The organism is Bifidobacterium sp. LH_450, assembly GCF_056356715.1.
In genome coordinates this window covers 374414-391052 of sequence record NZ_JBKEUU010000002.1, presented here as the reverse complement: position 1 = coordinate 391052, position 16639 = coordinate 374414, and the positions used below count along the sequence as shown (strand labels likewise).

The following is a 16639-nucleotide window of genomic DNA, read 5'->3' as shown; positions in this document are numbered from 1 at the left end:
CCCGCGCATCGGCGCGGGTGCGGCACGGCTGCATCTCCTCCTGAATTGTAACTGAAAATTCGACTGGAAAATACTGTTTGTCTTGTTTCTTTCCACATGCCGAACAATGCAAAATCTTGGTGAAGACTGCGTTTTTTCAGTAAAACGCAACGTTCCCTGCGTTTTCCTGCCGGGAAACACAAGATTCGCCTCGAGAAAAATCCGTTGCGTGAAGCAACGCCGGCGCAGCCTACGCCGATGCGCTACCGTAGGAGCAGCAAGGAGGCGACCATGGGGAACTACGAAACCGGCAACGCGCTGCGCGCCATCGCGCGCCAGCTTGCCGAAACGCTGGGAAGGGCGCCGGACGCCATCGATCTTGCGGTAACGACGCTGGCAGCCGGCGGCGACCTGCTGCTGGAGGACGTCCCCGGCGTGGGCAAGACGCTGCTGGCGAAGGCGCTGGCGCGGTCGATCGGCGGCGACGTGCGGCGCATCCAGTTCACTCCGGATATGCTGCCGGGCGACCTGACGGGGCTGGACGTGTATTCGCCGCAGTCGCAGCGCTTCGACTTCCACCCCGGGCCGCTGTTCGCCAACGTCGTCATCGCCGACGAAATCAACCGCGCGAACCCCAAGACGCAGGCGGCGATGCTCGAGGCGATGGGCGAACGGCAGGTGAGCGTGGACGGCGTGACGTATGCGCTGCCGGAGCCGTTCTTCGTCATCGCCACCCAGAACCCGATCGAGATGGAGGGCACCTACCCGCTGCCCGAAGCGCAGCTCGACCGGTTCATGGCGCGCGCGAGCCTGGGGTATCCGGACCGGCAGGCGCAGGTGGCGATGCTGCTGGGCGCTGAACGCGACCCGCTCGACGGCGTGCGGCAGATCGTCTCCGGCGAACGGATGCGGCGCATCCAGGACGACGTGGCGGCCATTGCGCTGTCGGCGCCGGTGGCCGACTACGCCGCGCGGATCGTGGAGGGCACGCGCACGGCGCCGGGCGTACGCTACGGCGCCTCTCCCCGCGCGGCGCTGCACCTGGCCGCGCTCGCCCGCGGCCGCGCGGCGTTCGACGGGCGCGATTTCGTCATGCCCGACGACATACGCGAGCTGGCGGTGCCGGCGCTCGCCCACCGCCTGGTGATGGACGCTCCGTACGGCGCGCAGGACGCGGCGCAGGCGGTGCAGGACGTCGTCGCCGGCATCGCGCCGCCGCGGGCCGCGGACGGCGGGAAGCGGCCATGACGCGGCGTGCGGGCCGCCAAGGCGACGGCCTCTCCTGGCCTGGGCGGTTGCGACGGTTCCCGCAGCTGCGCAAGCAGGGCGCCGGCGAGGCGAAAGGCGCCGGCCGGCGGCATGGGACGGCGGTTCCCTACGCGCGGCCGACGGTGCGCGGCTGGGCGTTCCTCGCGCTCACGGCGGCCGCATGGGCGCTGTCGATGGCGCTCGACGACGCCGTTGCTTCCTCGGTGGCCGCCGGGCTCACGGCAATGCTGGCCACGGCTGCGCTGCTGGCGGCGGGACAGCGCGCGGCGTTGCGGCATCCGGATTGCCGGTGGCTGCGACCGCTGCTCCCGGCGGCCTCGTACGCGCCCCAATGGGAGCGGGTGGACGCCGACGGGACGGTGCTGGAACGCGGCTGCGATCCGGCCGACGAACGCCGCGCGCTGCTGCGATGCGAATCCTGCGCCGCGTCCTGGCGCTCGCCGTTGGGGCTGCTGGCGCTGCGCTGCCGCCTGCCGCGGCGGCTGGAGCAGGCCATCGTGCCGCAAGGCCGCCGGTCCGCGCAGGCTGCGCACGGCCCGCGCGGCAGGCTTCCCGGGCAGCAGCCCTCGCCGATGGTGCGCCAGTACGCCCCGGACGATCCGATGCGGCTGATCGCGTGGCGCCATTCCGCGCGCCACGGCGAGCTGATGACGCGGTGCGTCGAGGAAGACGGCACGCATGCGACCGTCATCGTGCTCGATACGGCGAACGGCGAGGCAGCGCTCGACGCCTCCGCAGCCGCGGCCGTGCGGCTGCTGTCGGGGGCGGCAGGATGGACCGGGGCCCTCAGCGCCGCGAAGACGCTGGGGCGGCTGCGTTCCGCGGATCATTGGACCGGCACGCAGCGGTTTATCGTCTGCGCTGGCGGCCATGCCGCCGACGATCCGCAAGGATGCCTGCGGCTGCTCGCCGCAGCCACCGCGCAGGCCGATTCCACGGCCCCGGATTCCACAGCCCCTGATTCCGCGGCGCACGCAGCACAGGCGCAGCCCGATTCGGTGCGGACGGCCGCGCAAACCGCAGCGCAGGCAGTGGCACGGCAAACCGGGCCGGTCTCGGTGGTTGCGTTCACCGTGCCCGGCAGCCCGCTCGCCGGCGCGCTGCGCGGCGCCAGGCTCGGCGCTCCGTTGCGCATCGTCGCGCCGGCTACGCCGGCATCGCCCTCCGGCGGCGCTCTCTCCAGAACTTCCCGCGGACTGTCCGCCCAGACGGCTGGCGCACCGCCATCAGCGGACGCAGCCGCGCGCGACGCCGCCATCGCCGACGGCAAGACCGCCGCCAATGAATCTGGATTTCTCCGCATGATGCTGGAGGGCTGCGTTGCGCAATCCTCGCCGGCGCTTCCCCGGCCTTCTGCGCAGCCTGCGCGGCGACGCTTCCGGCGCGCCGTCGCCTGCCTGTGCTTCGCGCTGGCGTGCGTGCTCGCCGCGCCGGCGGTGCGCGCGCTGATGCACGGCGGCAGCTGGGGATGGTTCGCGGCGCCCGGCATCGCCGTCGTATGCGCCGCGAACATGCCGCGGCTGTCGGCGCGTGGCGACGACGTGCGCGCGCTGGCGCTGACGGTCGCCATTGCGGCCGCAGCGCTGTGGCTGATCGGCGCCTCCTTGCGCAATGCCAACGGCCATTGGCCGCTGCCGTGGACTGAAATCGCCGTCGACGCGGCCAGTCCGGACGGGGGCGCCGAAGCCGCCGCGCTGACGCAACGGCTGGGGTGGGCCGGCGCCGCAGGCGAAATCTGGGATGCGATACGCTCCGGCTTCGGCCAGCTCATCGCGCAATGGGCGCCTGTCTCGGTCGCCAGCGCGCAGTCGGACGCGGCGATGGACGTCGTCGCCGCCTTCGCGCTCGTCCTGGTCGCGTGGCTGCTGGCGCTGTCGGGACGCTGCGCCGCGTGGCTGACGCTGGCGACGGGCGCGGCGTTCGAACTGGCGGCGCTGTTCGGGCTGTATGCGGCGCCGGCGTGGCACGTCGCCTGCTGGGCTGCGCTGGGGGCGCTGGCGCTATGGGCCACGCAGGAACCGCATCCGCACCGCAGCAGGATTCCCGGCGCCGGTTCCCCAACACGCCGCGGGCAGAGGAACCGGACCCGGCACGAGTCGCCGAATCCGGGCTCGGTTCCCCAACACGCCGGAACCGGAGGAACCGGCCCCGGGGAGGGAACAGGGATTCCCGGTCCGGTTCCCCTGCACGCCGTGAATGGAGGAACCGGAGCGGTAGCCGCTGCCGCGCGCCGGATGTCGGTTCCCCTGGCGGCGGCCATCGCGACGGCGGCGCTGACGTTGGCGGGAACCCCCGCGGCGCTGAACGCGGCCCGGCGCGTCGACCTGTCGACGGCCGGAACCGGCACCCCCGGCCTGCTGTCGTCCAGCAGCGTCGATCCGCTCGTCGACCTGCGCCGCACGATCGCGTCGGGCTCGACGCAGACGGCGCTGACCTACCAGGCGAACCGTCCGCTCTACCTGCGCATGGCGACGCTCTCCGACTTCAACGGCGACGTCTGGAGCTTCGAACGCTCGCTCACGGACGACGCGGCGCTGTTCGGTTCCTCCGCCGCACCGCACGGCAACGACGGCGCCGACGCGGCCGACAGCGCGGCTGGCGACGCAAGCGGCGACTCCAGCGGCTCCGCCACGGCGCAGACAGGCACGCTCAAACCGGACCTGAGCGTCAATCCGATGTCGCTGTATGCGCGCCTGTTCGCCGGCTCCGAGCGGCTGCCGGTATCGTGGTGGGCGACCGTCAACTTCCCGTTTTCGCAATCAGACCTCGGATGGGTGGACCGGTACTGGGACAGCTTCGACGCGATGATCGTGTCCGCCACCGTTACGGTAGGCTCGCTGTCCTCCCGGTTCCTGCCCGTCGCCGGCATTCCGCTGGACGTGCGCACCGACGGCGACGGCTGGGCCACGCACACCGACGGCACCGTCTACAACCGCGACGCGACGACGGCGGCCGGCATGACCTATACGTCGCAAGGCATCTATCTGGAGCCGGTGACGTCGGGCGCCGGATTCGGCGACGTCGAGATGCTGCAGGACACCTACGAACGGCTCTATGCCGCCGGCGACACGGGCGACGGCACCGCCGACTTCTACTGGGAGAATCTTGAACGCTCGCAGGCGGCGATCCACGACGCGTACGGCACGCTCGACGCCGCCCTGCCGGCGTCGCTGCAGGCCGTCGTCGACGGCGCGGCCGCCAGCGGCGTCGACGTTTCCGGCTCCGATACGGACGCCCAGATCGCCGCGATGCGCTACCTCGTATCGTTCTTCACCGAGGCCGCCAACGGCTTCTCGTACGCGCTGGACGTGCCCGACGGCAACGGCCGCGGCAATCTCGCGGCGCTCGGCGACTTCATGGAGCGCCGCAGCGGCTACTGCACGCACTATGCGGCCGCGCTGGCCGTGCTGGGGCGCGCGCTGGGCGTCCCGACGCGGATGGTGATGGGCTACATGGCGTCCGGCAACGGGCACGAACCGGGCCCGTACGACGTGGCCGCCAACCAGCTGCACGCGTGGACCGAAGCGTATATCGACGGCATCGGCTGGGTGCCGTTCGACGTCACGCCGGCAAGCGGCGCGGACAGCGCGTCGCCATCGGCGCAGGCGACCGGCGACGCCTCCGCTTCCGCCACGCCGGAGGATGACGCCAACGACTCCTCCAGCGCTTCCGAGGAAACCCAAGATTCCGCAGCCGGCAGCGACGCCGCTTCCAGCGACGCGCACGGCGGCGAGGGAGGATTCGCCGGGTGGATGGCCGGCCATCGCTGGGCGGCGCCGGCGCTGTGGCTGCTGGGCGCCGGATCGCTCGCGGCGGCGGTCTGGGCCGTCGCCTGCCTGCGCTGGCGCCGCTGGACACGACGGCGGCTTGCATGCATCGACACGGCCATGGCTGCCGGCGACGGGGCGACGCAAGACGAGCTGCGCACGGCGTGGGGCGCCGCGTGGGAGCTGCTGGCGCGCAAGGCCGCACGCGGCACATGGCGCAGCAGCGATCCGGCGGCAGAGTGCGGGGACGGTTCGCCGAGCGACCGCCCGCACCGGCATCACCCGCATCGCCGTCACCACTGCCGCGCCCGCTGGGAGCGCACGGCCAGCGACGCCGACATCGCCGAAGCGATCATCCGCTCCGGCGCATGCCCGGACGTCGCCGACGACGCGATCCGCATGGTGGCCCGCAATGCCGCGGCCGCGGCGTTCGGCGGCACCTGCGAGCCGCTGGGCGGTTCCGCAACGCCGCCGGCCGCCAACGGTTCCTTAGGCGGCCATGAAGGCGAGCGTGGCGCTGAGCGGCGCGACGCGTAGCGCGCCGTCGGCGACGTCGGCCGCCGGAGCCGCCTCCAGCGCAGCAGGCGCCAGCGAGGCGACGTGCACGACGCCGTCCGAGACCAGCGCCTTCCACTCCCCCGCGGACTTGGACGAATCATCGTGGGCGCCGTCCGCAGCCGGGCTCTCCCCCGCGCCTTCGACGACGCCGGAACCAGCCGTTCCGGCAGCAGCCGTCCCGGCAGCAGCCGCCCCGCCAATCTTGGACAAATCGACAGCCGCCGCCGCGTCTTCGGAAGCGTTCAGCGCGACGACATAGGTGCCCGCGGCGTCGCGCACGGCATACGCCACGACGCCATCGGCGGCCACCAGCGGCGTAGCGTTCGCGGCAATCTCCTCATACGTGCCGTACCGCAGCGCCGGAATCGCGCGCCGCAGCGCGATCAGGCCGCGCACGAACGCCACCGACGCCGCGAACGCCGGCTCGTCCTGCCGGTTCCAGTCAAGCGCGTTGACCGAGTCGCCGGACCGGTAGCTGTTCTCGTCGCCGCCCTTCGTGCGCAGGAACTCCTGGCCGAGCTGCATTTCGGCGACGCCCTGCGACAGGAAAACGGCGGCGTCGGCCAACAGCGCGCGCCGCAGCCGCACGTCGTCGGCATCGTCGGGACGCGAGGCCGCGAGCTTGTCCCACAGCGTGAAGTTGTCGTGGATTTCCGCATACTGGACCACCTGACCGGGGTGCGCGTACGCGGCCTCGGAATCGCCCGCGGACCCGAGCCCCGCGTCGTCGCCTGGGCCGAAGCCGAGCATGTTGTGCAGGATCAGCGGCTCGAGGCCCTCCTTGCCGGACACGTAGCCGGTCTCCTGGGCCTCGAAGACGTGCCCCTTGAGCCCGTCGCGGATCGAATCGTTGAAGAAGGCGACGTCGCACTGCCGTCCGGTGAGCTCCTCGGCGTTGCGCTGGATCGCCGTTTCGGTGTTCGGCAGCGTCGTCGCCATGTCCCAGCCCTCGCCGACGATGACGATGGACGGGTCGATGTCGTCGAGCGCCTCGCGCACCGCCTGCATCGTGTCGATGTCGTGCAGCCCCATCAGGTCGAATCGGAAGCCGTCCACCTTGTATTCGTTCGCCCAGAACCTCACCGAATCGACGATGTACTTGCGCATCATGCGGCGTTCGGAGGCGGTGTCGTTGCCGCATTCGGAATCGTTGGTCGGGTTGCCGTCGGCGTCGGCGCGGAAATAGTAGCCCGGCACCGCCAGCGAGAACGGGTGCGTCGCGGCGTCGTTGACATGGTTGTACACCACGTCCATCACGACGCGCAGCCCCGCGTCGTGCAGCCCCTTGACCATCATCTTCGCTTCGCGCACGCGCACGGCCGGGTCGGCGGCGTCGGTGGCGTAGGAACCTTCCGGCACGTTGTAGTTGAGCGGGTCGTAGCCCCAGTTGTAGTTCGCGTCGTCGAGCGGCGCCGTTTCGTCGACGCTTTCGAAATCGAACATCGGCTGGATCTGCAGATGGGTGATGCCGAGCCGGCGGATATAGTCGAGTCCGGTCGGCGACCCGGCGGCGTTGGCGGTGCCCGGCTGGATGACGCCGAGGAAGCGGCCGCGCATGTCCCCGTCCGCTCCGCTGGAAGCGTCCTTCGTCAGGTCGCGCACGTGCGTTTCGGCGATGACGGCGTCCGTCGGCGCGGAAAACGGCGCCATGCGTTCGAATGCGCCGATGGAGCGCTGGGAGGGCGACAACAGCACCGAGCGCCGGCCGTTGGCCACCGCCGCCGTCGCGTACGGATCGGGGGCGTCGTTGACGGTGCCGTCGGCGAAATGCACGCGGTATATATAGGAGATTCCCGCCGCGTCGCCGTCCAGCTGCGCCCGCCACGTTCCCTTGGAGGACGGCACCATCGGCAGCGCGCGGCTTTCGGGGGCGTCGGGCGCGTCATCGGCGAACGTCACGAGCTCCACGGCGCTCGCCGTCGGCGCCCACAGCACGAAGGAGGAAGATTCGGGCCCCCACGTCGCGCCCAGATCGTCGCCGCCGTAGAAATATTCGGCGTCGATGTTCATCGCCTGTTCCGGCGTCATCGTCGGGAAAGTCTGCTGGTCGACCACACGCGTTCCTTTCATCAGGCCGGCTGGACGCCGGCGCACCGTTCCATCATACGGTGGCTGGGGCGGCAACGCTCGCCGAAAGAATAAAGATTGGGCAAGGAAAAACCAGGTCCGGAAGGAAAAACGTCCCGGGATCGAGGAAAAGAACGCCTCGCCGTCCGAGGAAAAGCAAGCGGCCGCATCCGCAAAAGAGCGCAACGGGACCAGCGAAAAGAACAGGGCCCCGCCGGATTGGCCGGAGGGGCCCTAGAGACTACTTCACGGTGCGGTTGCCGTCACCGTGAAGCGGGAGCAATCACCTGTCCGAATGCCGTCCTTGAGAGCGGCGGGAGACGCCGAGCATCAGCGCGCCGACGGCGACCAGCGCGGCCATGACCGCGATGACCAGGCCAATCGAGCTGCCGGTGCTCGCCAGCTGCGTGATGCCGGTCGGCACCTTGGCGGCGTCGGCGCCGGCGGAAGCGCTGGCGGACGCATTGCCGGAGGTCGAACCGCTGGCGTTCGAACCAGCGGCGTTCGACCCATTGGAATCCGATCCATTGCCAGCCGAACCAGCGGCGTTGTCGGCATCGCCGGTGTTGTCATCACCAGTGTCGTCACCGTCAGCATCACCAGTGTTGTCGTCGCCAGTGTTGTCGCCGGTGTTGTCGTCGCCGGTGTCGGCCGGGTTGTACAGCACGGTGGCGGACAGGGCCGGGACCGTGTAGGAGCCGCCATCGTCGATGGAGACGGTGGAGGCTTCCTTCTGGGCCGTGGCGGACACGTCCGCCGAGCCTTCGAAGAACACGGCCGAGCTCAGCGCGGCTTCGTCGGTGGCGGCGGATGCGGAAGCCGACGACGTCGCCTTCGAGTACACCTCGCCGTCCTCGACGAGCACCTGGTAGTCGCCGCCCTGGGCCTGCGGAACCTCGACGGCCTCGTCGTTGGCGTTGAGCATGACGACGTAGGTGCCGGATTCGTCGGCGATCTGGTAGGCCACGACGCCGTCGGCGGCCTGCAGCACCTTGCTGTTGGCGTTGATGGTGTCGTAGTTGGACGTGCGGAACGCGGCGGTGTCCTTGCGCAGGGCGATCAGGCCCTTGACGTAGTCGGCCGACGCGCCGTAGGTGCCGTCGTCGAGGCGGTCCCAGTCGATCGCGTTGACCGAGTCGCCGGACTTGTAGCTGTTCTCGTCGCCGCCCTTCGTGCGCAGGAACTCCTGGCCAATCTGGAACTCCGAGATGCCGTTGGCCAGGAAGATGGCCGAGTCGGCGAGTTCGGCGCGCTTGACCGTCGTCTCCTCGCTGTCGTCGCCGTTCGAGGCGCGCAGCTTGTCGTACAGCGTGAGGTTGTCGTGGATCTCGACGTACTGCACCACCTGCGAGGCGTTCGCGTACTTGGCGTCCGCGTTGCCGTTGTTGCAGGTCGCGCCCGCATACTCCTCGCCGTTCTGGCAGCCGAGCATGTTGTTGACAATCAGCTTCTCGGTGCCTTCCTTGCCCGACACGAAGCCGGTGTCCTCGGCGGAGAACACGGAGCCCTTGAGGCCGTCGCGGATCGAGTCGTTGAAGAACGACACGGTCGACTCGTCGCCGTTGAGCTCGTAGGCGTTCGGCTGGATCGACATCTCGGACTTGTCCATCGTCGTGTTCATATCCCAGCCCTCGCCGATGATCAGGATCGACGGGTCGATCTCGTCGAGCGCGTCGCGCACGGCCTGCATCGTCTCGAGGTCCTCGAGGCCCATGAGGTCGAAGCGGAAGCCGTCGACGTTGTACTCGCTCGCCCAGTACTTCACCGAGTTGACGATGTAGTTGCGCATCATCGTGCGCTCCGATGCGGTGTCGTTGCCGCAGCCGGAGTTGTTCACGAGGTTGCCGTTGTCGTCGTAGCGGAAGTAGTAGCCGGGCACCGTGAGGTTGAACGCGCTCGAGGACTGGTCGGCGACGTGGTTGTACACGACGTCCATGACGACGCGGATGCCGTTGTCATGCAGCCCCTGCACCATTTCCTTCGTCTCGACGATGCGGGTCGACGGATCGGTGGCGTCGGAGGAGTACGAGCCTTCCGGCACGTTGTAGTTCTCCGGGTCGTAGCCCCAGTTGTAGTTCGAGTCGTCGAGGTCGGCGGTTTCGTCGACCGAGGCGTAGTCGAAGAACGGCTGGATCTGCAGGTGCGTGATGCCCAGGTCCTTGAGGTAGTCGACGCCGGTCGACGTGCCGTTGGAGTTCACCGTGCCTTCCTCGACCATGCCGAGGTACTTGCCGCGGTTGGCTTCGGAAACGCCCGAGTTCTCGTTCTTCGTCAGGTCGCGGATGTGCGTTTCGGCGACGACGGCGTCGGACGGGTCGGAGAAGCTCTCCATGCGCTCGAAGCCGTCGACGTCCGTCTGGTCGTCGGCGAGGACGACGGAACGGCCGCCGTTGACGACGGCTGCCGTCGCGTACGGATCGCGCGAATCGTTGACGGTGCCGTCGGCGAACGTCAGGCGGTAGATGTAGGCGGTGTCGGCGAGGTCGCCCTTCACCGTCACGGCCCACACGCCATCGTCCTGCGCCTCCATCGCGACGGCCTCCTTCTCGGCGGCGTCGGCGGTGGTGTCGTTCTCGAACGTCACGAGCTTGACGTCGGTGGCGGTCGGCGCCCACACCTTGAAGGTGGTGGAGTCGGCAGACCACGTCGCGCCGAGGTCGTCGCCGTCGTAGGCGTACTCGTCGTCGAAGGCGTCGGTGCGCACAACTGCGCCGGCGACGGCCTTGGCCACGCCGTAGCTGCCGCAGTCGACGGTGTAGACGCCCTTGACGTCGAGGTCACCGTCCGTCGTGACCGTCAGCTTCGTGCCGTCGACGGCGACGTCGGTCACCGCGACCTTGTTGCCGTCGCCGTCGGTGACGGTGACGTCGTCGGCCGTCAGGTCGGCATTGTTGCTGAACTTGCCGGTGATGGTGTTCATCGTGGCGATTTCAGCCGACGTAATCGACGAGGCCTGGTTCGGCTGCGCGGTGTAGACGGTGGCGTCGTCCTGCTTGAGCCAGATTTCCGCCTTCGCGGTTCCGATTTCGGCGTCGTAGACGATGGCGTCGGCCGGAATCTTGTAGTCGTTGCCGTCCGGATCCTTCGCAGCCCAGCTGTCGGTGCCGTAGCGGCGGATCAGGCCGAAGTCGGACAGGCCGCTGTCGGAAATGGAAGCGGTGTAGTTCTTGAACGTGGCGGTGGCGATTTCGCCGAAGCCGTCATGCTTGGTGAACTTGGAGGAGAAGCCGTTCGTATTGCTGTTCCACAGCCACATGTCCCACTGCGGGACCTTGACGGAATCGTCGGAGGCGTTGTAGTACAGGCCGTCGGAACGGTAGTAGTGGACGGTGAGGTCGACGGAGCTGGCCTTGCAGGCGTAGTCGGACGGGGCCGTCGTCTGCGTTTCCGGGCCGGTGGCAGCGTCGACGTAGTTCGTGCCGTCGATCCACACTTCCGCGGTGCCGTCGGCGCCGACGGAAACGATGCGGTCGTTGTTGCCGACCTTGCTTCCCCAGTCGCTCGTCGCGATGATCAGGCCGAAGGAATCATACTGGCCGTCGAACGTGTATTCGGCGACCTGTCCCCAGCAGTCGGTTCCGGTGAACGAACGGAACTGGCTCGGCAGGTCGTCGCCGTTGCCGGCGTCCTTCCAAATCCACAGCGAACGTTCCGGATCGTTCTCCGGAGCCTTGTAGTGGACGACGAGACGCGTCTGCTGCGCTTCCGGATACGGATCGTCGTAGTTGATCGCGCCGACGCCGGTAACGGTGGCCTTCGTCACGCCCTTGGCAATGACGTAGTTGGCGCCGTTGTTGTTGTCCCAGTTGCTGCCGCCGTCGTTGAAGCAGATCTGCGCGGACTTGCCGCCGGTCTTGATGTCGTACGACCAGTAGCCGTCGCCAAGATCGGTCATCGGGATGTTCGTCGCGGCGGACCAGTCGTCGCCGACGCCGTAGTAGATGTTCGGCTGCTCGTAGCCGTTGGGGTTCTTGTAGTAGATCGTCATCGTCGTGTCGCTCGGCAGCGTCTCGTCGGCGACCACGGTCAGGTCCGGATCGGACGGATCGGTGGCGACGTCGGAATCGAGATGGCTGTCTTCGGTGGCGGCGACGTGGATCGCGATGGCCGAGCCGGCCGGGATCGTCGTCGTGACCTTGCCGTCCTTGACGGTGACGGTGGCGGAGCAGTCCATCGAGCCGTACACGTTGCAGTACGTGCCGTCGGGGACGGTCGTCGTGTAGTCGGCGTCGTAGTCTTCGTCGGAGTTGTTGATGGCGATGAAGCCGGCCTCGCCGCGGGAGAACGCGATGTTGTTCGCGCCGTCGTCCTGCCAGTCGGTGACTTCGGTGCCGTCGACGACGTTGTGGAAGCCGATCATGCCGCGCGTGGAGGTCCAGCGCTCCTGGCAGTTCCAGTCGCCGCCGTTGGTCGAGCAAGCCTCATCCATGTCGACGTCCGGGACCGAATCTTCGGTAGCACCGGGGGCGCCGTCGTCCGCATCGTCCCACTTATAGTCGGAGATCAGGCGCGGCGTGCCGTAGTCGTAGGCCAGCATGAACGCGTTGGCGAGCTGGTAGGTGGCGCCGTCCTTATAGGTGATCGTGCCTTCGTTGCGTTCGGTGTCCCAGTTGGTGACGAACACGTTCGCCAGGTCGCTCGGGATGGCGAACTTGTTCGAGCTCTGGTCGCCGATGCGCGTCGACAGGTCCTTCAGGTCGGCGATCGAGCTGCGGAACTTCTGGTTCAGGTCGCTCTTGTAGTCGAACTGCGTGACGGTGCCGGTATCGAAATAGTTGTACGGCTGGATGCCCGCGGCTTCGCTCGAGTTGCCGATGACTTCCTGGATCCAGTAGATGTCGTCGGCGTCGACGCCCACCTTCTGCGCCATCTGGTCCTTGATGGCGGCGATGGAGTCGGCGTTGATGTGCTTGACGGCGTCCATGCGGAAGCCTTCGACGCCGAGGTTGTAGAGGTAGGCCAGGTAGTCGGACTGGATGTCCTGCACCTTCTCCGACTCCGAATTGAAGTCCCACATCGAGCTCAGGCGGCCTTCCTGGACTTCCTGCTGGTTCGTGTAGTCGGAGATGTTCTTGTAGTTCTCGTAGTCGTGGAAGTCGTCGATGGTCACGCCGTCCGGATACTGGTTATCGGTGCCGGTGAACCCGGGGTACGTGGCCGTCTCGCCGTTGTATTCGGTGCCGCCGGTGCCGTACTGCGTTTCGTCGGCGACGTCGGAGCCGGTCGTCTGGTTGAGCACGACGTCGGCGATGATGCCCACGCCAGCAGCCTTACACTGCTGGATCATGTTGACGAACTCTTCTTCGGTGCCCAGCTTCGAGTCGAGCTTGTAGCTGACCGGCTGGTAGCTCGTCCACCACTCGGTGCCCTGGATGCTTTCCTGCGGCGGGGAGACCTCGACATAGGCGACGCCTTCCGGGCCGTAGGTGCTGGTGCACTCGTCGGCGATGGTGTTCCAGTTCTGCTGGAACGCGATGACCTGGACATCGGTTGCGGTGGTGGCCTTCGCAGGATCCACCGGATCGACGGTTGCCTGGGCGGTTCCTGGCTGCGCCATCGCAACGGCCCCTGCAAACATCGTGGCCGCGGCGATCACGAGACCCGTGACGCGTTTGGCCCCTTGAGGTATGGCTTTACCCATCCTTCCTCCATTTCTCGTGCGGAAACGCTCGCGTCCAAGAAGAACGTCGACATCGACGAACGCGAGATTCGGCTCCGCTCCTATCTGCTTGTCTTGTCCCATTGATGACAAGGTATGCATCCCCCTGCCGCTGCAACTTCGGCGACTTTTCAGGGGCTTCTCCTTCAAAGCGATGCATACGTTTTCAGAAAAGTCACGGCCCATTATACGCGTTACGCAATCTTCACAACCCCGCGGGTCCCCACTGTGATACGCCCGTCCAGAGGAACCCGACCCAACGAAAGCAGGAAATCTTGGCCCCGGTTCCCCAACACGCCGCAGACAGAGGAACCCGACCCAACAATCCGGCAAATCCCCGGCCCCGGTTCCCCAACACGCCGCAGACAGAGGAACCCGACCCAACAATCCCACGAATCTCCCGGCCCGGTTCCCCCACACGCCGCTGCCAGAGGAACCCGACCCAACAATCCCACGAATCTCCCGCCCCGGTTCCCCAACACGCCGCAAACGGAGGAACCGGAACGGGATCGGCACAGCGGAAGAACGTGCCGGCACAACGAAAGAAGCGCTGCGGAACGACCGGTGGCTCCGGCCTTCCACAGCGCTGTTCGGGAACCCCGAATCTTAATGCAAACGCTGGCAACGAGAGCCAAAAGAAACTGCAGTTCCGGTGAAAGCCTGCACCCCGTTACGGCTTTCCTTGCCAAGCCGCGAGTCCCCCAACCAGAACCCACGGTCCGCAATCCCCTCGGCTTTCGCCTACCTGTCCGGCGCCCTTCCCGCCAGGCGGGCCGGGCATCGTGCCGGACGCTAATCCGTGCGTACGTTCCCTCCGGAAACGCACAACGGCAATTCTACCGCCCGGAAGCGAACAAACGGCGGCCCGGATACCCCCGTAGTCACAATATCCACGCAGCTTGAAGCGCCGCGCACGGCCCGGTTTCCAGCGGTTTTGCAAAAGTCGGCGCGTCCCGATACGCACGGGCATAAGGAAAGACGGGCTCCCGAAGGACGCCCGGCCGGCAGCGTTTGGCAAAAGTGCCGCACCCGCGCGACGGCGCAGGCGGCGGCGAATCTATTGCGAAATCTCCATAATATTGGCGATCGCCTCGAGCGCGAGCCGGTAGCCGAAGAAGCCGAGGCCGGTGATTGTGCCGGTCGCGACCGGCGAAATGACGGAACGCTTGCGGAATTCGTCGCGCGCGCTCGGATTGGAGATATGCACCTCCATCAGCGGCAGCCCGGCGTCGCCGACCATGTGCGCCGCGTCCGCCAGCCCGTACGAATAGTGGGTGAACGCGGCCGGGTTCATCACGACCGGCGTGCCGCGGTCGGCGGCTTCGTGCATCCAGCCGATGATCTCGGCTTCGTCGTCGGTCTGCCGCACCTCGACGCCGTCGAAGCCGAGTTGTGCCCCCCAGCCTTCGCACAGCCGCGTCAGTTCGGCGAGGTCCTGCTTGCCGTACACGTCCGGCTGGCGCACGCCCAGCCTTCCCAGATTCGGCCCGTTGACCACCAGTACGTTCGTCATCGCTCTCCTTCCAGCGCCGTTTTCGGCCGCTTTCCTATTCAAGATTCTTCCCGGTCCCGTCGCGCCCCGCCGCGCCGAAGGCTCCCGTTGCGGACGGGGCCGGAGCCGCGCCCGCTACCGCTGGATGCGGCGGAACGCTTCGGCCACCGCGTCGGCCGGCGGGTCGTCGAGATGCACCGGCTTGCCGATGCCGTCGAGCACGACGAAGCGCAGCGTGTTGCCGCGCGCCTTCTTGTCGCGGTGCATCAGCGCGAGCACCTCGTCGAGCGTGCCGTTGTTCCAGCTGGTCGGCAGCCCCAGCGACGACAGCAGCGTGCGGTGGTAGTCGACGAGCTCGCCGTCGATGTGCCCGGTCAGCCGGCCCAGTTCGGCCGCGTAGACGCACCCGACGGCGACGGCGTTGCCGTGCCGCCAGCGGAAGTGCTCGAGCTTCTCGATGGCATGGCCCATCGTGTGGCCGTAATTGAGGAACTCGCGCAGCCCGGCCTCGCGCAGGTCGTTGCTGACGTGGTAGGCCTTGACGCTCACCGTGCGCTCGATCAGCTCCGCGACGACGTCCTCGAGCGGCGAGCCGAGGAACGCGGCGCCGTCGAAGCCGCGCAGCGCCTCGGCGTTCGCCTCGAGGATCTTGAGGATTTCGGGGTCGCGGATGAAGCCGCTCTTGGCGACCTCGCCGAGCCCTTCGATGAAGATGTCGTTCGGCAGCGTCGTCAGCGTCGTCAGGTCGGCGAGCACGCCTGCCGGCGTATAGAACGAGCCGACGAGGTTCTTGCCGGCCGACGTGTTGATGCCGGTCTTGCCGCCGGTCGACGCATCGACCATGGCGAGCAGCGACGTCGGGCAGTTGACGTAGCGGATGCCGCGCATCCACGTCGCGGCGACGAAGCCGGCCAGGTCGGTGCACGCTCCCCCGCCCAGCCCCACGATTGCGTCGGAGCGGGTGAAGCCGGCCTCGCCGAGCCGGTCCCACAGCCCCGAGGCGACGGCAATCGTCTTGCCTGCCTCGGCGTCGGGGATGGACAGGTCGAGCACGTCGTAGCCGGCCTGCCGCAGGATCGTGCGCGCCCGGTCGGAATGCCTGCGCACCGACTGCGTATGGATCAGCGCGACGCGCGCCACCCCTTCGCCGAGCACGACGGGCAGCTGCGAAAGCGTGCCCTCGCCGATCTGCACGTCGTACGGCTCGATGCCCGCGCCTGAAACGTGGACGATGCGTTCATTGGCCATGTCGACCATCCTCCTTGCCGCGGCCTGCGGCGTCATGCCATGGGTGCGTACGGTGACGTCGGCGAGCGAGCGGTACACCGGGTCGCGCTGTTCGTACAGCGCCTTCCACCGCGCGTTCGCGTTGCCGTTGAGCATCGGCCGGCCGCCGCCGCGGCTGGCGCGCTCCATCGCTTCGCGCGGGTCGGCCATCAGGTAGACGACCTTGCCGCCGCGCGCCGAATACGCCCCCAGCGCCTGCTGGACTTCCGGCGTCATCGGGGCGCCCCCGCCCAGCGCGAAGACCCCGTCGAAGCTTTCCAGCATGTCGTCGATGAGCTGCCGCTCCATTTCGCGGAACGACGGCTCGCCGTAGCGCTCGAAGTACGTGGGGATGGGCATGCCGACGCGCCGCTCGATTTCCACGTCGGCGTCGGCGAACGGCAGGCCCATCATCTGCGCCATTTCGCGGCCCACGCGCGTTTTCCCGGCGCCCATCATGCCGATGATCACGGCTTTCGGCTGCATCGCCGCTCCTTTCCTTGCGGCCGCCCGGCTTTCCTGCGGCGGCCCGCTATTCCAAGATTCCCGGTTCCCGGCTTTCCGGTTCCGCAGCCTGTGGTT

Annotated in this window: 6 protein-coding genes; 2 read left to right on the top strand and 4 right to left on the bottom strand. The window is 67.9% G+C overall.

All coding sequences use genetic code 11. From position 1 onward, the window contains the following. Nucleotides 1–270: 270 nt before the first annotated feature. Complete coding sequence (locus AC1AXT_RS04115; RefSeq protein WP_476539411.1) at nt 271–1227, top strand: AAA family ATPase; 957 nt, start codon at nt 271–273, stop codon at nt 1225–1227. After that, nucleotides 1224–5552, top strand: coding sequence for a transglutaminase domain-containing protein (locus AC1AXT_RS04110; RefSeq protein WP_476539410.1), 4329 nt, complete (start codon nt 1224–1226; stop codon nt 5550–5552). Before AC1AXT_RS04115 ends, AC1AXT_RS04110 begins: the two co-directional genes overlap by 4 nt. Here AC1AXT_RS04110 and pulA (AC1AXT_RS04105) read toward each other — a convergent pair. The 4 genes from pulA (AC1AXT_RS04105) to AC1AXT_RS04090 form a co-directional block, all read right to left on the bottom strand. Continuing rightward, on the bottom strand, nt 5505–7628 hold the full coding sequence (gene pulA / locus AC1AXT_RS04105; RefSeq protein WP_476539409.1) for a type I pullulanase: 2124 nt from the start codon (nt 7626–7628) through the stop codon (nt 5505–5507). The two genes, AC1AXT_RS04110 and pulA (AC1AXT_RS04105), sit on opposite strands and share 48 nt — an antisense overlap. A gap of 295 nt (nt 7629–7923) precedes the next feature. After that, nucleotides 7924–13281: a type I pullulanase gene (pulA, locus tag AC1AXT_RS04100; protein WP_476552827.1), complete on the bottom strand. Its 5358-nt coding sequence runs from the start codon at nt 13279–13281 to the stop codon at nt 7924–7926. Nucleotides 13282–14356: 1075 nt separating this feature from the next. After that, on the bottom strand, nt 14357–14812 hold the full coding sequence (locus AC1AXT_RS04095; protein ID WP_476539406.1) for a type II 3-dehydroquinate dehydratase: 456 nt from the start codon (nt 14810–14812) through the stop codon (nt 14357–14359). A 114-nt stretch (nt 14813–14926) separates the two neighbouring features. Next, the gene (locus AC1AXT_RS04090; RefSeq protein ID WP_476539404.1) at nt 14927–16543 is read right to left on the bottom strand and encodes a bifunctional shikimate kinase/3-dehydroquinate synthase; all 1617 of its coding nucleotides are present in this window, start codon (nt 16541–16543) and stop codon (nt 14927–14929) included. Nucleotides 16544–16639: the final 96 nt, after the last annotated feature.